Below are 17720 nucleotides of genomic sequence, written 5' to 3' on the forward strand. Positions count from 1 at the left end.
CTACTCCTCGTAACGTGAAACTTCCCTATCATAAAAGGCGGTGGCCGCCTCTATGAGATTCTCGGCCTCAGCTTCCAACTCTTTTTCATCTTCCTTTGAAAACTCTTCGAGCCATTCGACCTCATCATTTTCCAAATTGATGATGAATCGCGGGTACTCGGTGTGTACCACAAAAATAGCAGTAGGATAATCGGTATTGTCGCCCAACAGGAATTTCGGCAATTCCATAGTTTTAAACTTTTTGAATTAATCGTTTGGTCAAATAATCGAACCGAAGATACAACAAAGCGGCAGATGCAGTGAGACCGGCAAGAAGTCCGATCCAGATACCGACGCTCTTGAAATCTGTATGCAGGCCCAGATAGTAGCTTATGGGAAAACCAATTACCCAATAGGCAATAAAAGTGATCCCTGTGGGAATCTTGACATCTTGCAACCCGCGAAGGGCCCCCAAGACCACCACTTGAATACCATCGGAGATTTGAAAAAAGGCCGCTACAAGCAACAACTGCGCCGCCAGTACGATCACCTCAGTGTTATCGGCCATGTTGACCACATCGTCAAGATCTAGATAGATGGTGGGAAACCAATGTCGGCCCAAAAGAAACAACGCCGCAAAAACGATTTCGAGCAAAAAGGTCAAAAAGAAGACCGATTGTGCAATTCGGCGCAGTTCCTGAAAGTTTTGCAGCCCTTTTTGGATGCCCACCCGCACCATGGCTGCAACACTCAACCCCATACCCACCATAAAGGTCATACTGCTAAGGTTCAAGGCAATTTGGTTGGCCGCTTGCGGGTTTTTTCCAAGCACACCGCTCAGCCATATGGCGGCGGTGAAAATGGCCACCTCAAAGAACATCTGTAGGGCGGAGGGAAACCCCAGTTGCACAATTTTTTTGATTACCTTTCTTTCAATCTTGGCAAAGTTGAACCCGGTCACATAAAAACTGAATTTCTTCTTTTGTTTCAGTAGAAACCAAAAAAAGAACAACATGATGAAACGCGATGCAAGTGTTCCGATTGCGGCCCCTACGATACCCAACTTAGGAAAACCCAAAGCACCAAAAATAAGCAGGTAGTTTAAGGTGATATTGACGACGTTGGCCAAAATGGTGGCATACATGGGGTATTTGGTCTGCGACAGTCCTTCTGAAAATTGTTTGAAGGCCTGGAACATGATCAAGGGCACCAATGAAAAGGCGACCAATTCAAGATAAGGGATTGCCAATTCGACCACCTCTGGCGGTTGGTCCATATGGTGCATCAGGGGTTTGCACAATAGCATGACAAAGAACAACGAAAACCCCAGCAAGGTGCAAAGCACCAATCCATGTTTTAAGGCACTTTTGCCGTCGAAGGTATTGCCCGCCCCATCAGCTTCGGCCACTAGAGGCGTAATGGCCGTCGAAAAACCGATGCCCAGCGACATGGCAATAAAAATGAAGCTATTGCCCAATGAAACCGCGGCCAGTTCTGCCGTACCCAATTGCCCCACCATGATATTGTCGGCAAAGGCGACAAAGGTGTGCCCCAACATCCCCAAAATCACGGGGTAGGCAAGTTTTAGGTTATAGCCAAATTCTTTGGTGTACTGTTTAAACACAAACCAGATTTTGAAAGCCCCAAAGATAGGGTGTTATGTTGGGTTGCATTGACCTAGTGGGAATGTTTTGGGCCGTATTCTCTACTGAGAACCTTCAGAAAAAGCCTCCTGAAGAATGGATTCCATTTCAGGATGCCCAACATCCATATCGCCATATTCTTTCCGCGCTGCCAAAAGGGCTTGTTTCATTTTGGAAATTATTCCGGCATGTTCAGGGCCACCTTGAACATTGTACGGTTCTTTGGGGTCTATTCATTACATTTTATCGTTGTTCTTTGCCTCCTCCCAAAAAACATCCATTTCGGCAAGTGTCATTTCCTTTAACGACTTGCCGTTTTCTTTGGCTTTTTCTTCCAAAAATTTAAAACGTTCGATGAACTTTTTATTGGTACGTTCCAGCGCATTTTCAGGGTTCACTCCCAAGAAACGGGCGTAATTGACCATAGAAAACAATACATCGCCGAATTCTTCTTCGATACGGTTTGTCTGCCCCGCTTTTACCTCTTCTTGCAGTTCGCCCAATTCCTCTTTCAGTTTTTCGAAAACCTGTTCGGGACGCTCCCAATCAAAGCCTACGCCTGCCACTTTTTCTTGAATACGGTTGGCCTTGACCAAGGCCGGCAAACTAGTGGGCACCCCTTGCAGCACACTTTTCTTGCCCTCTTTCAACTTTATGTTCTCCCAATTCTGTTTTACCTCTTGTTCGTTCGCTACGGTAACATCGCCGTAGATGTGTGGGTGACGGTTGATCAATTTCTCGCAAATATCGTTGGCCACGTCTGCAATGTCAAAATCATCGGTCTCAGAGCCGATTTTTGAGTAAAAAACAATATGCAACAACAGATCGCCCAGTTCTTTTTTGATTTCTTGCATATCTGCATCAAGAATGGCATCGCCCAGTTCGTAGGTTTCCTCGATGGTCAGGTGGCGCAGCGATTGCATGGTCTGCTTTTTGTCCCATGGGCACTTGGCCCGTAGATCATCCATTATGGTCATAAGGCGGTCAAAGGCCTTCAATTGTTCTTTTCTATTGTTCATACCCTGTTTCTTAAAATTCAAAGCTACAAACTCAAGGTAAATGCCCCCAGCGAATTGCAAAAAAGAAATCCCCACTTATCAACTGGTAAAAAACTGATAAAAGTTCTTTTTTAATAAGCGCATCACTTTGTATCTTGTATGCTTATTCATTTATAAAACCATTACGTATGCCGCGCTACCACATTACCTTCTGCCTTGTTCTCTTTTCCGTATTCACTTTCAACACTTCTTTGATGGCCCAACAAAACTTTGAGAAACAGATCGACTCTATACTGAATTTAATGACCCTTGAAGAAAAAGTGGGCCAAATGAACCAATATAACGGCTTTTGGGATGTAACGGGCCCGGTGCCCAAAGAGGGTAATGCCGCTGAGAAGTACGAGCACCTTAAAAAGGGCATGGTGGGATCCATGCTGAACGTACATGGTGTGGAGAATGTTCGAAAGCTACAAGAGCTTGTGGTGAACGAGTCGCGGTTGGGCATTCCGTTGCTATTTGGCTTTGACGTAATACACGGTTATAAGACACTGGCTCCCATTCCCTTGGCCGAAGCGGCCAGTTGGGATCTGGAGGCCATTGAACGTTCGGCCCGTATAGCGGCGAAAGAAGCTGCCGCAGTGGGCCTGAACTGGACCTTTGCCCCTATGGTGGACATTTCCCGTGATGCCCGATGGGGCCGGGTGATGGAAGGCGGTGGTGAAGACCCCTATCTGGGGGCCAAGATCGGGGTGGCCCGTGTCAAAGGCTTTCAGGGCGATGATCTTGCCGCCCCCAATACCATTGCGGCCTGTGCCAAACATTTTGCAGCTTATGGCTTTGCAGAGGCCGGGCGCGATTACAACACAGTCGATATCGGTTTGAACACCTTATACAATATAGTTTTGCCGCCCTTTGAAGCCGTGGTCAACGCAGACGTTCGAACCGTTATGAACGCCTTCAACATATTGAACGGAATACCCGCAACGGGCGATGCCTTTTTGCAACGGGAAATACTCAAGGGAAAATGGAACTTCGATGGCTTTGTCATTTCAGATTGGGGATCCGTTGGTGAAATGGTTCCGCATGGACATGCCGAAAACCTTGAACATGCGGCCGAATTGGCGGTAAAAGGAGGTTCGGACATGGATATGGAATCAACCGCCTATGTTACCCATCTTGTAGATTTGGTCAAAGCCGGAAAAGTAGAAGAAAAGTGGGTAGATGATGCCGTTCGCCGCATTTTAAGGGTGAAGTTTGAACTTGGCCTTTTTGAGGATCCTTTTCGCTATTGCAATGAAAAGCGTGAAAAAGAACGACTTTACCATCAAGACCACCTCAATGGGGCGCTTGATATGGCGACCAAATCGATTGTTCTCTTAAAAAACGAGAACGACCTATTGCCTCTGTCAAAAGACCAAAAAAACATTGTGATTATCGGCGATCTGGCCGATGACAAAAACAGTCCGTTGGGCAGTTGGCGATTGGCCTCTGATGACAATACGGCTGTTTCCGTTTTGGAGGGATTGCACACCTACACCAAAAACTACACCTATGTGCAAGGGCCCAAGATCTTTGATGACAAGGCCGACTTTTTGCACCACGTAAAAGTGCACGACAGCACTGAAGGCATCACCGAAGCTGTGGAAGCCGCCAAGAATGCGGAAGTGGTCGTCATGGTCTTGGGCGAGCACGGCTTTATGAGCGGTGAGGGCCGAAGCCGCACCAACTTGAACCTCCCCGGAAAACAACTTGACCTGCTCAAAGCGGTACACCAGGTGAACAAGAACATCGTTCTGGTATTGATGAACGGTCGCCCACTGACTATTACTTGGGAGGCGGCGAACATTCCCGCCATTCTTGAGACGTGGCATTTGGGAAGCCAAACCGGCCATGCCATTTCCAAGGTTTTGTTCGGTGATTACAACCCGAGTGGCAAATTGCCGATGACCTTTCCCAGAAGTGTGGGGCAAATACCCATCTATTACAACCACTACAGTACGGGAAGACCTGTCGAACAACCCAATGTGTTCTGGTCACACTATGGCGATGAGAGCAATAAACCCCTCTATCCTTTTGGTTACGGTCTGAGCTATACTTCCTTCAAATACGACGACCTTCGAATCGATTCAAGTGACCCAAAGAACATCAATGTCTCTGTAACGGTGGCCAATACAGGAAAGGTCAAGGGGGAGGAAGTGGTACAGTTGTATATTCACGACCGGGTGGCAAGCATTGTGCAGCCCGTGAAAAAATTAAAGGGTTTTAAAAAGATCATGCTGGCACCGGGAGAAACCCGTGAGGTTACCTTCACCCTGACCGATGCCGAATTGGGCTTTTATGATCAATCCCATAACTGGGTGGTAGAACCGGGCACTTTTGACGTGATGGTGGGTACCAGCTCGGTGGAAGGGTTATCGGAAAGCTTTACCCTCAAATAACAGAAAAACAGACACACTATGAAGCCAGTTTCAGTATTGATCTGCCTTTTTGCCGCAGTTACCACTTTTGCACAAGAAATCGTTCAACTGCCAATGGGCAATACCAAAGGAATTGTATGGGCAGGTGCTGAAAAAGAATACTATTCGCCCATTTGGTACACGCAGGTAGTGACCAATGTTTCGGTACCGACCATGCAGGTTTTTCGCCCTTCGATGGAGCACAACACCGGCACCGCCGTGATCGTGGCCCCCGGTGGTGGGCTCTACGCATTGAGTATCAACAGTGAGGGCAACGATGTGGCCAAATGGCTGAACAAAAAGGGCATCACCGCATTTGTCTTGAAATACCGCTTGGTGCCCACAGGTGAGGATGGGGTCGCTGAAATCACCCAATTGTCAATGTCAGACCCTGATAAAATTAGGGAAGAGGTCGCAAAGGTCATTCCCATTTCCATTCAAGATGGTTTGAACGCCATTGCCCATGTGCGCAAGAATGCCTCAGAATACGGTGTAAATCCTGAAAAGATAGGGTTTATGGGCTTTTCAGCCAGTGGGGCGGTCACGATGGGTGTAGGTTACAACTATTCCGAAGAAAACAAACCCAATTTTCTGGTACCCGTATATCCGTGGACGGATGCCATGCCCGTACAAGATCCAAAACCCGATGCCCCGCCCATGATCATCATCTGTGCCACCGACGACCCCTTGAGGCTGGCAAAAGGTTCGGTCGCGCTTTACAAATCGATGCTTGACGCGAAGAAATCCGTAGCCCTGCACATGTACGCCAAAGGGGGGCATGGGTTCGGTATGCGAAAACAGGGGCTGCCTTCAGACCATTGGATCGAACGTTTTTACGAGTGGTCGGTGGCCCAGGGCATAACCCAACCCAAACCGTAGTTTTTATGGGGCAGTTTGTTTGGCTGTTGCTGTTTGCATTTGTTTCGATGGGTGCCCAGCAAAATGAAAGTTTTCGGGATGAGGTGCTCGCAATCGAAAAAAAGTATGATACCCTTTGGGACGCTTCAAGGCCTACCATTGTCTTTACGGGCAGTTCGAGCATTCGCCTATGGCACGATCTGGAAGAACGCTTTCCGCAGTACCAGATCATCAACTCTGGCTTTGGGGGCTCACAAGCCTACGACCTACTGGTGCATTTAGATAGGTTGGTATTGAAATACCGTCCTAAAAAAGTATTCATTTACGAGGGCGACAATGATATCAGCTTTAAAAAGAAACCACGAAAAATAGTGGAGACCTTCAAGACCATCGCACATAAAATTCATGCCAAGGACCCGACCACCCAAATAGTGCTGATATCGCCCAAACCCAGCATTGCCCGTTGGCGGTTGCGCAGGCGCTACAAACGGCTCAACCGAAAGCTCAAAAAGTGGGCCGAGACCAACCCCAATCTGAACTTTGTGGACGTTTGGGGTATAATGCTCAACAACCGAAAGGTCAATAAAGACCTCTTTGTTGAAGACGGCCTGCATATGAACACATTGGGGTATGAACTCTGGTACAAGGCCCTAAAAGACCATGTCACCATTGAAAAAACCGAAAAAAACTATTATTATTTGAAAGAATAATACCGACCTGTACCGTACCCTGTTGTGTAACTTTGTGCCATACCGTTTTAAAAACCGATTAAAAATTTACATCATGTTGAGATCGACCATCTTCAAAAGTTCGTTGGCCATTTTGCTTATTGTAGTGGTAGCGGCCTGTGGCGAACAGAAAAAGAAAATAACGTATCCTGAAACCGATTTGGCCGAAGCCCCCCTTATTCCCAAGCCCTTGAAAGTGGTACCGACCCATTCGGCTTTTGGCCTCGATGCCAAAACAGCCATTTATACTACGCAGACCGACCCCGCCTTTGAAAAAGTGGGTGTTTTTCTCGCCCAAACGATCAAAGACCGCTTGAACCTTGATCTGTATGTAAATGGCGGTACCGATGAGACGGTTGAGCGCATCATCTTTATCAACCAGACCGATACCGTTGGTTCCGATAACCCCGAGGCGTATCAGCTCTACATCAAAAACGACTCTGTCTTACTGAACGCAAAGACTGCCGAGGGGGCCTTTCGTGGCATACAGACCCTACGGCAACTGATTCCCGAAACCAGCAACGACACCTTGGCCGAACGGCCCATGTGGTTGATTCCTTCCGGAAAAATCATCGATGAGCCGATTTTCGAATACCGCGGGGCGATGCTCGATGTGGCACGGCATTTTTTTACGGTTGATGAAGTTAAAAAGTTCATCGACCTACTGGCCTATTACAAGTACAACGCGTTTCATATGCACCTGTCAGACGACCAAGGGTGGCGTATTGAGATAAAGTCGTGGCCGAAACTGACCCAGGTCGGCGGACAGACCGAGGTGGGCGGTGGCCCCGGTGGGTTCTATACCCAAGAAGAGTTTAAAGAACTGGTCGATTATGCCGCCGAACGGTACATACAGATCATTCCTGAAATCGACATGCCCGGCCATACCAATGCGGCCTCGTTCAGCTACCCCATATTGGATGGTACCGGCAAAAAGTTGCGTGCCTATACGGGCACCCATGTGGGATTCAGCACTTTCGACGCCCGTAAAGATACCGTGTACGCCTTTGTAGACGATGTGGTACGAGAGATAGCGGCCATTTCACCCAGTCCCTTCTTCCATATCGGGGGCGATGAGAGCCATGCCACCAAAAAGAACGATTATATACATTTTGTTGAAAAGGTGGAGAAAATCGTGCAAAAGCACGGCAAGCGAATGGTGGGGTGGAACGAGATCGCCCAGGCCAAAATCGACCCCTCAACGGTGGTACACCTTTGGAACGAGCCCCACCACGCCCTGAAAGCGGCCCAAAACGGCTCAAAGATCATTCTATCGCCTGCCAAAAGGGCCTACTTGGACATGCAGTACGATTCACTCTCAAAACATGGTCTGCATTGGGCGGCCTTTATACCTGTTGACAGTGCCTACGTTTGGGATCCGGCCACCTATGTCGAAGGCTTGCCACGCGAAAGCATTTTGGGCTTTGAGGCGCCCCTTTGGTCAGAGACCATCAGCAACAGTGCCGAGCTGGAGTACCTGGCCTTTCCACGGGCCATCGGCTATGCCGAACTGGCATGGACACCTGCCGAACAGCGCGATTGGGAGAGCTATAGAAAGCGCTTGGCCGAACAGACCCCCTACCTCGACCGTATGAACGTGAATTATTACCCCTCAAAACTGATTGATTGGAAAGAAAATAAATACACTTTTAAAGAAATCGAGAAGGATTAAGGCGCCCGACCGTGTAATTTTTGGGATACGCATCGGTTCGATCCAAAAGCGCGGTTTTGTTGAATTATATTATCATTTAACGAATACTTTTTCTTTATCGCAAATGCTCAATAAATAGTATTTTGGTATGAAAAAGTATAAATATGGGCTTATTTACACGTTGAACATTCATGGAAATGACCAAAAATCTTGACCCCTTTGAAGATGCTGCCCTGACCACCATCTTGGTCGTTTCCGATATGGCAAAATCAAAATCGTTTTATGTAGATGTGCTCGGAGTTGAAATCTATCGCGAATATGGCGGCGATTCGCTGGTATTGCAGTTTTTGGGCAACTGGCTGCTGCTGGTCAGCCCGGGTGGCCCAACAGAAGACAAACCCGATACCCATTTTATGCCGCCGATGGACAAAAATTCAGTAAGCCAATCGTTTACGATTCGCGTCAAAGACTGTGTTCGATCATACCAGGTCTTACAATAACGCGTTGCCGATTTTATAACGTCCCCGTTGGCAAGAGGTTCTGAGACCCGTTGTTTTTTCAGGGATCCCGATGGCCATCTATTTGAAATAAGTGAATACCGAGAACCATGAAAACCACCGACCCGCCCATTATTATTGAAAAAAACATTGAAGTTTCAAAAGACCAGTTGTGGAAGGCCCTGACCGACCCCGGCCAGATGCGGCAATGGTTCTTTGAGAACATTCCTGATTTTAGGCCCGTGGTAGGTTTTGAGACCGAATTTCCAGTGGTCTCAGATGGCAAGACATTTACACATCTTTGGCAAGTTACCGAGGCCAAGCCCCATGAAAAGATAAGTTACCGATGGCGGTATGCCGAGTATGGGGGTGACTCCGTCGTACATTTTCAAATCAACGGTTCGGGCGATGATTGCCAGCTACAGCTCACCCTTGAAATCCTCAAAGCTTTTCCACAAGACATTGCCGAGTTCAAGCGCGAAAGCGGCATTGCCGGTTGGAACTATTTTTTAGATAGGCTCAAAATCTATTTAGAGGCTTCCTGACCTTTTTCGTCCGTTGCCTTGGTGTTTTCTTGCTCGGGTTCAGAAAAGTCGGTGATACCGTTGTCGTGCAGAATATTGTACCACTGGATGATTTTTTTGATATCACTGGCATATACCCGGTCTTCGTCATAATCGGGCAAGATCTCAAAGAAATATTCCTCCAACTTTATCTTCTCATCTTTATGGCTCACGGTGGTCTTGCCACCGTTTTCCTTTTCCTTGATCTTTTGGAAAACCTCGCGCAGCGGTACTTCGGCATCCAAGGTATAGATGGCTATTTCTGACAAGACGCTCACATTATTGCGCAAGCCAACCGATACCTTTTTTCCATCCAACAGCGATTCTCCCACAAAACCCGTACGTGTTTGGGTCAACAGTTTGTAGAGTCCCGGTTTACCAGCTATCGATAAGATTTTTTCGAGTGTCATATCCATAAAAGTTAGCGGCGCAAAATTATACTTTTCGTTTTATATGAACTATGCTATCTCCCCTTTTTAATATTCGGAAAGCGCATTTTATAATCCACATGTATTTTTCCCTTCGAGATTTTGTCCAAACGACTTTTCAACAGCCGCTTTTTGAGTGACGACAGTTTGTCGGTGAACAGAATACCTTCGATGTGGTCGTATTCATGCTGAATGACCCTCGCAAGCAGGCCATCAAAGGTCTCGGTATGCGTGTTGAAGTCTTCGTCTTGGTAGGTCAACGTAATTGTATCTTTTCGGGTCACATCTTCACGCACGTCGGGTATGCTCAAACAGCCTTCATTAAAGGTCCAGTCTCTGCCGGTCTCTTCTTGCATTTGTGCATTGATGAACACCTTTTTGAACCCATCCAGCTTTTTGCGCTCTTTTTCGCCCAGTTCATCGTCGTCGGCAAAGGGGGTGGTGTCGACCAAGAACAGGCGAATGGGCCTACCTATTTGGGGCGCGGCCAGCCCCACCCCGCTTGCATTGTACATGGTCTCCCACATGTTTTCAATGAGCTCATTAAGGTTGGGGTAGTCTTTTGCAATATCGGTAGCTTTTTTCCGCAGCACAGGATCACCGTAGGCAACAATGGGTAAAATCATAGATTAATTTCTTTCTAAATAGGCCTGCAAGATCAAGGTAGCGCTGATTTCATCAACCAGTGCCTTGTCTTGGCGCTTTTTTTTCTTCATTCCCGATTCCAGCATACTGTTCAGGGCCATTTTTGATGTAAAGCGCTCGTCTTGGCGCTCGATGGGCATCTTTGGAAAACGGGCCTTGAACTTGCCCAAGAATTTTTGGATCAGTTCCTCAGACTCCGAGGCAATTCCGCTCATTTGCTTAGGCTCGCCGATAATGATTTTTTCGACCGCTTCTTTTTGCAGGTAGTCCTCAATAAAGTTTAACAGTTCGTTGCTGTTGACCGTGGTCAGGCCCGATGCGATCAATTGCAGCTCATCGGTCACCGCGATACCCGTGCGAACCCTACCATAATCCAAAGCCATTATTCGTGCCAAAGCAAATTTTTGGCAAAAATAACCCTAAAAATGTTACACCATTAAAATTAGGCTGATTATTGTGGATGAGTGCTTATTTTTACCGAAAATCGGAAAATTATGACAGCACTCAGGGCAAAGATAGAAGAAGCATGGGACAACCGTGAATTACTAAAGGAGGCCGACACCCAAAAGGCCATTCGTGAGGTAATCGACCTAATCGATGAGGGCAAACTCCGCTGTGCCGAACCCACTGCAACCGGTTGGCAGATCAACGAATGGGTCAAGAAGGCCGTGGTGCTCTATTTTCCCATTCAAAAGATGGAGGTCTTGGAAGCCGGCATTTTTGAGTACCACGATAAGATTCCGTTAAAAAGGGGCTATCAGCAAAAGGGTATTCGGGTAGTACCGCATGCGGTTGCCAGGCATGGGGCCTATATCTCGCCCGGCACCATTTTAATGCCCAGTTATGTGAACATCGGGGCCTATGTTGATGAGGGCACCATGGTCGACACTTGGGCAACCGTGGGCAGCTGTGCCCAGATTGGCAAGAACGTACACCTCAGCGGTGGTGTGGGCATCGGTGGGGTCTTGGAGCCGTTGCAGGCAGCACCTGTCATTATCGAAGACAATGCCTTTATAGGTTCACGCTGTATTGTGGTCGAAGGGGTGCGGGTAGAAAAGGAGGCCGTACTGGGTGCCAATGTGGTATTGACCGCCTCTACAAAGATCATAGATGTCACCGGCACCGAACCCATAGAGATCAAAGGTAGGGTTCCTGAGCGTTCAGTTGTTATACCAGGTAGTTACACCAAAGAGTTTCCAGCAGGAAAATATCAGGTGCCCTGTGCCCTGATCATCGGTAAAAGAAAAGAAAGCACCAATAAAAAAACCTCTTTGAATGATGCGCTAAGGGAACATGGTGTGGCGGTTTGACGAAAATCCGTTGTAGGGTCCCAAAAAAAGAATCAAAAGATCAAACAACCCTAAAGTGTTTTCTGCATCCATGAAAAGATGCTATGCGGATTAACGGTCGATAGCTAACTTTGTAGGAAAAAATGTCCAATGGACAATTTTATATCGATTTTCCTGTTATAGTTTTGCAAGAGCGAACCATACATTTAACCAAAGCCAGAACGATTTGAGCGCCCCAAAGCAAAAATTATCAGCCCTAGTGATCACCTATAACGAGATAGGATATATAGAAAGATGCATTGATTCTGTTTCATTTGCAGACGAGATTGTTGTAGTGGATTCTTACAGTACTGATGGCACATACGAGTACTTGTTAAGTCATCCCAGAGTAAGGGTAATCCAAAACCCCTTTGAAAATTTTACAGCTCAAAAATCATTTGCCCTAAAGCAGGCTAGCCATGACTGGATATTGTTCTTGGATGCTGATGAAGTAGTGACCAAGTCACTTCAAAAAGAAATCATCAATACCATAAACGATTCAAAAGCCTGTGAGGCATATTGGTTTTACCGCACCTTTATGTTCAAGAACGAAAAACTGCGATTCAGCGGCTGGCAGACTGACAAGAACCACCGCCTGTTCAGAAAGAGTAAGGTTCGGTTCACCGACAAAAAATTGGTGCACGAAACATTGGAGGTCGATGGCTCTTCATGCATTTTAAAGGAAAAGCTTACCCACTACTGCTACAAAAGTTACGAAGATTATAAATCAAAGATGTTGTGCTATGGCAGGCTGAAGGCAAAAGAGGCTTTTTATAAAGAAAAGCACTTCAATTATTTGGCCATGTTCTTCAAGCCAGCATGGAAATTCTTTCATCACTTTTTTCTTAGACTCGGTTTTCTTGATGGGAAAAAAGGAGTTATCGTGTGCTATCTTAACGCACTGGGAGTTCTTGAAAGATATAGGGAACTGAAAAAGCTCGAAAAGAAAAACGAATTGGCCTATTATTTGGTGATGCCATAGTGTGTCCAAACGTGCTTTTGCTTTCTCGTTTCTTTTCTAATGGCTTGGTTTTTAGCAATTGAATCCGGGGTTTTGTAACCTCTCTTGTGGTCTAAGTGCACACAAACGGCACTATAACGAAGTTGTTTTGATTTTATTCCAAAATTCGTAAGGCGCTCCCCCAGTTCACGGTCTTGTCCACCATATTGCATACGTTCATCAAAACCGTTCACATTCAGTATATCCTTTTTCCATCCTGAAGAATTGTGCCCATTCCAACTGGCATTTGTTGGCGTAAAAGTGTTCAAGACCTTTGAAACAATGCCCCTTGCCCTCAGCTTGTTATTTTTAAATGTTTTGGGTATTCCTTTCTCCTTCAACCAGTTGATATTAAAACAGTGTTGCTTTTCAATATCCTCTTTAGTAATCATTTTGGAAATATTCATCGGCAACATGTAGTACCCTCCTGAAATAAAATAACCTTCTTCTTTATTGATATAATGTACTTCCACAAAATCCTCACGGGGTATGCAGTCGCCATCGGTCATGATAATGTAGTCTGCCCTACAGGCAACAATGGCTTTATTAAGGATTCGTGACTTTTGAAACCCATCATCTTCTTGCCAGATATGACAAATCTTGTAAAACACCTCATCGGCCATGTTATTGATAAGTTCTTTTGTCTTGGGCCCTGACCCATCATCGGCAATTACCACCTCAAAGTCTTTGAACGTTTGGCAATTGAAGCCCCAGAGCACCTTTTGCAACCACTCTTCTGAGTTGTAAGTACTAACAATTACTGAAATCTTGGGTTTCTCCATAACGTGGCTTCTTCCACCCCAAAAATATAAAAGTCTAAAGTATATCTTTGCTTTTCGGTAAAATTGACCAAATGCTTCGAAAAATCGGATTGGGCTTGTTGAAGAAAATGAAATTTCTACCACCTGAGACCTATGTCAAAATCTATTACGAGTATTACACCGGAAAAAAACTTGACCTTGATAATCCTGTGGAATTCAATCAAAAGATACAGTGGCTCAAAGTTTATTACAAGCCTCCTATCCTTACCCAACTGGTCGATAAATATTCGGTGCGGGAATATGTGGCAGAAAAAATAGGGAAAAAATACCTGAACCAGCTGCTTCTTGTTGCCGAAAAACCCAGTGAAATAAATTTTGACAAGTTGCCGAATCGGTTTGTGGTGAAAGGGGTTCACGGGTACAACTTTAACCTAATTGTCAAAAACAAAGAGCAACTTAACAAAACAAAGGCTCGGCTGAAATTTAGAAAGTGGCTAGCTAAAAACCAGTATTATAGAGGAGGATTGGAATGGGCTTATAAAAACGTGCCTCGAAGATTAATCGTTGAAAAATATCTTGAAGAACCTGGAAAAAAGACTTTGTATGATTATAAGTTTTATTGTTTCAAGGGGATGCCTAAGTTCATTCAAGTAGATATTGACCGTGGATATGACCCAAAAATCGCTTTCTATGACTTGAAATGGAACAAATTACCCATTTCAAAGGGTAAAAAGGGCATGTATGAGGGTACTGTCAAGAAGCCTGAAAAGCTTTATGAAATGATTGGTCTGGCAACTGTTCTGGCAGACAATTTCCCTTTCGTTAGGATTGATTTATATTTTGTACAACAAGACATTTACTTCGGAGAAATGACCTTTTACCCAGGTGATGGGCGTCAAGAATTTAAACCTGATTTATACAATAAGGTTTTTGGTGATTATCTTGATTTGCCACCCATTCCATCTGGTCAAAAATTTGTTACTTCCATTTAAGCATAATTATGAACAACTGAAATAATAATTTTGGCACAGTTGTCAAATACGATACCCCGTCCATTTTAATAGCAATGTAGTATGCCGTAAATTTGCAGTCACAAAAAAGGATGGCCATCACAGATGGTTACTTTCATGAACCATAAACAGGCACTTAACAACACTATTTTCAAAGTCATCGGCAATCTTGCCGATGACGCATCTTTGGAATGTTATGTCATAGGTGGCTTTGTCAGGGATTATTTTCTTGGCAGAAAAAGCCCAAAAGACATTGATATCGTAGTCGTCGGAAGCGGTATCGAGCTTGCCAGAAAAGTCGCCAGAGAACTTAAGGGGAAGCCCAAAATCTCCATTTTCAAGAATTTTGGCACCGCTATGATCAAGCACAACGAGCTGGAGTTAGAGTTTGTTGGGGCACGTAAAGAAAGCTATCACCATGACAGTCGAAAACCGATGGTGGAAGACGGTACCCTTGAAGATGACCAAAAACGAAGGGATTTTACCATCAACGCCTTGGCCCTCTCGCTCAATGCGGCAACCTTTGGCGACTTGTTGGATCCCTTTGACGGTCTGGGAGACCTGGAGCGCAAACTGATACGCACCCCGCTCGACCCGGGCATCACCTATTCCGATGATCCCCTGCGCATGATGAGGGCCATTCGGTTTGCCACACAGCTCAAATTTAACATTGAACTGAAATCGCTACAGGCCATCAGCCAGAACAAAGACCGGTTGAAAATTGTCTCAAAAGAGCGTATTGTTGATGAACTGCACAAAATTTTGATGGCCGACATCCCCTCGATCGGCCTGGCCCTGTTGAACCAAACAGGGCTACTGCCAATGATTTTACCAGAGTTGACCGCCCTACAGGGTATCGAAGAAGTCGAAGGGCAGCGACACAAAGACAATTTTTGGCACACCCTCGAGGTGATAGACAATATTGCCAAGACCACCGAGAACCTTTGGTTGCGATGGGCGGCGTTATTGCACGATATCGGCAAGGCCCCTACCAAACGTTTTGACAAAAAAATCGGGTGGACCTTCCATGCACATGAATTTGTGGGTTCCAAAATGGTGTACAAGCTTTTCAAACGCCTGAAAATGCCCCTGAACGATAAAATGAAATTTGTTCAGAAAATGGTATTGCTGAGTTCCCGCCCCCAAGTACTTGCCGAAGATTTTGCAACAGATTCTGCCGTGCGTCGCTTGATTTTTGACGCAGGTGACCATATCGATGAACTAATGACCCTGTGCGAGGCAGACATCACCACGAAAAATCCCAAAAAACAAAAAAAATATCTAGCAAATTTTAAAAAGGTCCGCCAAAAAATTGTCGAGGTGGAAGAACGTGATAGGATACGCAACTTTCAACCGCCCATATCCGGAGAAGAAATCATGGAAACCTTTGACCTCAAACCCTCCAAAGAAATCGGTATCATCAAAGAGGCCATTAAAGAGGCCATATTAGAAGGTGAAATTCCCAACGAGTACAAAGCAGCCTACCAATATATGCTCAAAAAAGGAACGGAAATCGGACTAAAACACAAGAACAATGAATAAAAGCCAAAAAAAAGACAACAAGGCTGTAATTACATGGTTATTGATAGGTTGCCTACTGATTTTTATAATGGTGGTCGTCGGGGGTATCACCCGCCTTACCCATTCTGGGCTTTCGATTACCAACTACCGTCTAATAAGTGGTACCATGCCCCCTATGAACGAAGCCGAATGGCAAGCGGCATTTGAACTTTACAAGCAGTATCCCGAATACCAAAAGCTCAACCAACACTTTACACTGGAGGATTTTAAGGACATTTATTTTTGGGAATGGCTGCACCGCGTCATTGGCAGGTTGATAGGTTTGGTGTTCATCATTCCCTTTATCTATTTTTTGGTTCGAAAAAAATTATCGAAACCTACTATAAAAAAGGCGCTGGTTTTATTGGCTTTGGGTGCTTTTCAAGGTTTTTTGGGCTGGTACATGGTCAAAAGTGGGCTCATTGACCGCCCAGATGTAAGCCATTATCGACTGGCAGCGCATCTTACCACCGCTTTCCTCACTTTTGCCTACACCTTATGGGTGGCACTGGATCTGATGTTTCCGCAGCGAAAAGAAATCGACAAGGGCCTTCGAAACCTTATCAGGGCAGGGTTGGCCGTGCTGATTGTGCAAATTATCTGGGGGGCATTTGTCGCTGGGCTGGATGCTGGGTTCATCCACAACCATTGGCCTATGATGAGCGAAGGAAAATTGATGCATGAAACAGTCTATATCGAACAAACCCCGCTGTTAAAAAATTTTGTCGAAGGGCGCAGCGGCGTGCAATTCATCCACCGTTATCTGGCCTATGTTGTTGTTGGTATCATAGCCTTTATCGGTTATAGGGCCTATAAAAAACCACTGGGCCCCTATCAAAAAAGTGGGGTCAATGCTTTGGTGGTTTTGGTTCTGGTACAGTTTGTACTCGGTGTGCTCACATTGATCTATTCCGTACCCGTGTGGTTGGGTGTGGTACATCAGGTCTTTGCCTTTTTTCTATTGGCCGCCATGACCTTTACCCTACACCGTTTTACCAAATAAACTACTTGCCAAAGGCAATCAGAATTGTACCTTTGCGCTGATCAAAATTGCTTTTAATGATCTACAAAATCAGAATCATATTGGATGCCAACGAAGATGTCTTTAGGGATATCGAAATCGAGCAGACCAGCAGTTTGGAAGATTTTCACAACGCCATAACCCAGGCCTTTGGGTTTATGGGCAACGAAATGGCCTCGTTTTACACCTGTGACGACGAATGGAACCAAGATGAGGAAATTGCCCTGTTTGACATGGGCGAGTCGGGCGGTGAAACCCGCCTGATGGGCGAGACCCTATTGGAAGAGGTCTTGACCGAAGAATCACCCAAGTTGATATATGTGTATGATTATCTCAGCATGTGGACCTTTTTTGTTGAATTGGCAGACATTGTTGAAAAAGAAGACGGCCAGGCCTACCCCAATTTGCTGTTCAGCTTTGGCGAACTGCCCGATTCGCCCCCCGAAAAAGAATTCAGGTCAGATGCATCCCCAGAAATCGATGACACCCTTGACAACTACGAGGACTTTGATTTTGATGAAAACTGGAACTAAATGCAGTGAACAGTTGGCCACGGACAGTTTTGACAGAAATAACCCTTAAACCTTAACCGAA

Annotated in this window: 19 protein-coding genes; 12 read left to right on the plus strand and 7 right to left on the minus strand. The window is 45.7% G+C overall.

Annotation, left to right across the window (positions count from 1 at the left end):
• The 3 genes from VC82_RS02030 to mazG form a co-directional block, all read right to left on the minus strand.
• Positions 1-228: a hypothetical protein gene (locus tag VC82_RS02030; RefSeq protein ID WP_045800898.1), complete on the minus strand. Its 228-nt coding sequence runs from the start codon at positions 226-228 to the stop codon at positions 1-3.
• A gap of 4 nt (positions 229-232) precedes the next feature.
• Positions 233-1603: an MATE family efflux transporter gene (locus VC82_RS02035; protein ID WP_045800899.1), complete on the minus strand. Its 1371-nt coding sequence runs from the start codon at positions 1601-1603 to the stop codon at positions 233-235.
• A 255-nt stretch (positions 1604-1858) separates the two neighbouring features.
• Positions 1859-2641 carry a nucleoside triphosphate pyrophosphohydrolase gene (mazG, locus tag VC82_RS02040; RefSeq protein ID WP_045803183.1) on the minus strand — a complete coding sequence of 261 codons (783 nt, stop codon included), beginning with the start codon at positions 2639-2641 and terminating at the stop codon, positions 1859-1861.
• Positions 2642-2808: 167 nt separating this feature from the next.
• On the opposite strand from mazG, the gene bglX reads away from it, so the two are divergent.
• The 6 genes from bglX to VC82_RS02070 all read left to right on the plus strand — a co-directional run bounded on the left by bglX (position 2809) and on the right by VC82_RS02070 (position 9355).
• Positions 2809-5058, plus strand: coding sequence for a beta-glucosidase BglX (gene bglX, locus VC82_RS02045; RefSeq protein ID WP_045800900.1), 2250 nt, complete (start codon positions 2809-2811; stop codon positions 5056-5058).
• Between the two features lie 18 nt (positions 5059-5076).
• Positions 5077-5955, plus strand: coding sequence for an alpha/beta hydrolase (locus VC82_RS02050; RefSeq protein ID WP_045800901.1), 879 nt, complete (start codon positions 5077-5079; stop codon positions 5953-5955).
• 5 nt (positions 5956-5960) lie between these two features.
• Entirely contained in the window at positions 5961-6644 is a 684-nt protein-coding gene (locus tag VC82_RS02055; protein ID WP_045800902.1) for a GDSL-type esterase/lipase family protein, read from the plus strand.
• Positions 6645-6717: 73 nt separating this feature from the next.
• Positions 6718-8334 carry a family 20 glycosylhydrolase gene (locus tag VC82_RS02060; protein ID WP_045800903.1) on the plus strand — a complete coding sequence of 539 codons (1617 nt, stop codon included), beginning with the start codon at positions 6718-6720 and terminating at the stop codon, positions 8332-8334.
• 176 nt (positions 8335-8510) lie between these two features.
• Complete coding sequence (locus VC82_RS02065) at positions 8511-8813, plus strand: VOC family protein (RefSeq protein WP_245615947.1); 303 nt, start codon at positions 8511-8513, stop codon at positions 8811-8813.
• A 107-nt stretch (positions 8814-8920) separates the two neighbouring features.
• Positions 8921-9355, plus strand: coding sequence for an SRPBCC family protein (locus VC82_RS02070; protein WP_045800904.1), 435 nt, complete (start codon positions 8921-8923; stop codon positions 9353-9355).
• Here VC82_RS02070 and VC82_RS02075 read toward each other — a convergent pair.
• From VC82_RS02075 to ruvX, 3 genes are read right to left on the minus strand one after another with little or no spacing between them, the layout of a single operon-like run.
• Complete coding sequence (locus VC82_RS02075) at positions 9337-9783, minus strand: DUF5606 family protein (RefSeq protein ID WP_045803184.1); 447 nt, start codon at positions 9781-9783, stop codon at positions 9337-9339. The two genes, VC82_RS02070 and VC82_RS02075, sit on opposite strands and share 19 nt — an antisense overlap.
• Before the next feature lie 53 nt (positions 9784-9836).
• Positions 9837-10427: a peptide deformylase gene (gene def / locus VC82_RS02080; RefSeq protein ID WP_045800905.1), complete on the minus strand. Its 591-nt coding sequence runs from the start codon at positions 10425-10427 to the stop codon at positions 9837-9839.
• A gap of 3 nt (positions 10428-10430) precedes the next feature.
• Entirely contained in the window at positions 10431-10841 is a 411-nt protein-coding gene (ruvX, locus tag VC82_RS02085) for a Holliday junction resolvase RuvX (protein WP_045800906.1), read from the minus strand.
• A gap of 99 nt (positions 10842-10940) precedes the next feature.
• On the opposite strand from ruvX, the gene VC82_RS02090 reads away from it, so the two are divergent.
• Positions 10941-11756, plus strand: a complete 816-nt coding sequence (locus VC82_RS02090; RefSeq protein WP_045800907.1) for a 2,3,4,5-tetrahydropyridine-2,6-dicarboxylate N-succinyltransferase — start codon at positions 10941-10943, stop codon at positions 11754-11756.
• A gap of 205 nt (positions 11757-11961) precedes the next feature.
• Positions 11962-12756, plus strand: coding sequence for a glycosyltransferase family 2 protein (locus VC82_RS02095; RefSeq protein WP_045800908.1), 795 nt, complete (start codon positions 11962-11964; stop codon positions 12754-12756).
• Here the strand turns inward: VC82_RS02095 and VC82_RS02100 are convergent.
• Entirely contained in the window at positions 12738-13556 is an 819-nt protein-coding gene (locus VC82_RS02100; RefSeq protein ID WP_045800909.1) for a glycosyltransferase family 2 protein, read from the minus strand. The two genes, VC82_RS02095 and VC82_RS02100, sit on opposite strands and share 19 nt — an antisense overlap.
• Positions 13557-13663: 107 nt before the next feature.
• Between VC82_RS02100 and VC82_RS02105 the strand changes: the two genes are divergently transcribed.
• The 4 genes from VC82_RS02105 (at position 13664) to VC82_RS02120 (ending at position 17659) form a co-directional block, all read left to right on the plus strand.
• Positions 13664-14527: an ATP-grasp fold amidoligase family protein gene (locus tag VC82_RS02105; protein ID WP_052699083.1), complete on the plus strand. Its 864-nt coding sequence runs from the start codon at positions 13664-13666 to the stop codon at positions 14525-14527.
• A 135-nt stretch (positions 14528-14662) separates the two neighbouring features.
• Positions 14663-16087, plus strand: a complete 1425-nt coding sequence (locus VC82_RS02110; protein WP_045803185.1) for a CCA tRNA nucleotidyltransferase — start codon at positions 14663-14665, stop codon at positions 16085-16087.
• Positions 16080-17108: a COX15/CtaA family protein gene (locus VC82_RS02115; protein ID WP_045800911.1), complete on the plus strand. Its 1029-nt coding sequence runs from the start codon at positions 16080-16082 to the stop codon at positions 17106-17108. Before VC82_RS02110 ends, VC82_RS02115 begins: the two co-directional genes overlap by 8 nt.
• Before the next feature lie 56 nt (positions 17109-17164).
• Entirely contained in the window at positions 17165-17659 is a 495-nt protein-coding gene (locus VC82_RS02120) for an IS1096 element passenger TnpR family protein (RefSeq protein WP_045800912.1), read from the plus strand.
• Positions 17660-17720 lie beyond the last annotated feature (61 nt).

Source organism: Flagellimonas lutaonensis (assembly GCF_000963865.1).
Taxonomy (GTDB): Bacteria; Bacteroidota; Bacteroidia; order Flavobacteriales; family Flavobacteriaceae; genus Flagellimonas_A; species Flagellimonas_A lutaonensis.

Excerpts from the sequence above, each read along its gene's own strand:
- VC82_RS02055 (WP_045800902.1), top strand. The coding sequence starts at position 5,961 with ATGGGGCAGTTTGTTTGGCTGTTGCTGTTTGCATTTGTTTCGATGGGT.
- VC82_RS02060 (WP_045800903.1), top strand. The coding sequence starts at position 6,718 with ATGTTGAGATCGACCATCTTCAAAAGTTCGTTGGCCATTTTGCTTATT.
- VC82_RS02075 (WP_045803184.1), bottom strand. The coding sequence starts at position 9,783 with ATGACACTCGAAAAAATCTTATCGATAGCTGGTAAACCGGGACTCTAC.
- VC82_RS02110 (WP_045803185.1), top strand. The coding sequence starts at position 14,663 with ATGAACCATAAACAGGCACTTAACAACACTATTTTCAAAGTCATCGGC.
- VC82_RS02100 (WP_045800909.1), bottom strand. The coding sequence starts at position 13,556 with ATGGAGAAACCCAAGATTTCAGTAATTGTTAGTACTTACAACTCAGAA.
- def (WP_045800905.1), bottom strand. The coding sequence starts at position 10,427 with ATGATTTTACCCATTGTTGCCTACGGTGATCCTGTGCTGCGGAAAAAA.
- VC82_RS02065 (WP_245615947.1), top strand. The coding sequence starts at position 8,511 with ATGACCAAAAATCTTGACCCCTTTGAAGATGCTGCCCTGACCACCATC.
- VC82_RS02070 (WP_045800904.1), top strand. The coding sequence starts at position 8,921 with ATGAAAACCACCGACCCGCCCATTATTATTGAAAAAAACATTGAAGTT.
- VC82_RS02105 (WP_052699083.1), top strand. The coding sequence starts at position 13,664 with ATGAAATTTCTACCACCTGAGACCTATGTCAAAATCTATTACGAGTAT.
- VC82_RS02115 (WP_045800911.1), top strand. The coding sequence starts at position 16,080 with ATGAATAAAAGCCAAAAAAAAGACAACAAGGCTGTAATTACATGGTTA.
- VC82_RS02090 (WP_045800907.1), top strand. The coding sequence starts at position 10,941 with ATGACAGCACTCAGGGCAAAGATAGAAGAAGCATGGGACAACCGTGAA.
- VC82_RS02050 (WP_045800901.1), top strand. The coding sequence starts at position 5,077 with ATGAAGCCAGTTTCAGTATTGATCTGCCTTTTTGCCGCAGTTACCACT.
- VC82_RS02120 (WP_045800912.1), top strand. The coding sequence starts at position 17,165 with ATGATCTACAAAATCAGAATCATATTGGATGCCAACGAAGATGTCTTT.
- bglX (WP_045800900.1), top strand. The coding sequence starts at position 2,809 with ATGCCGCGCTACCACATTACCTTCTGCCTTGTTCTCTTTTCCGTATTC.
- VC82_RS02030 (WP_045800898.1), bottom strand. The coding sequence starts at position 228 with ATGGAATTGCCGAAATTCCTGTTGGGCGACAATACCGATTATCCTACT.
- mazG (WP_045803183.1), bottom strand. The coding sequence starts at position 2,641 with ATGAACAATAGAAAAGAACAATTGAAGGCCTTTGACCGCCTTATGACC.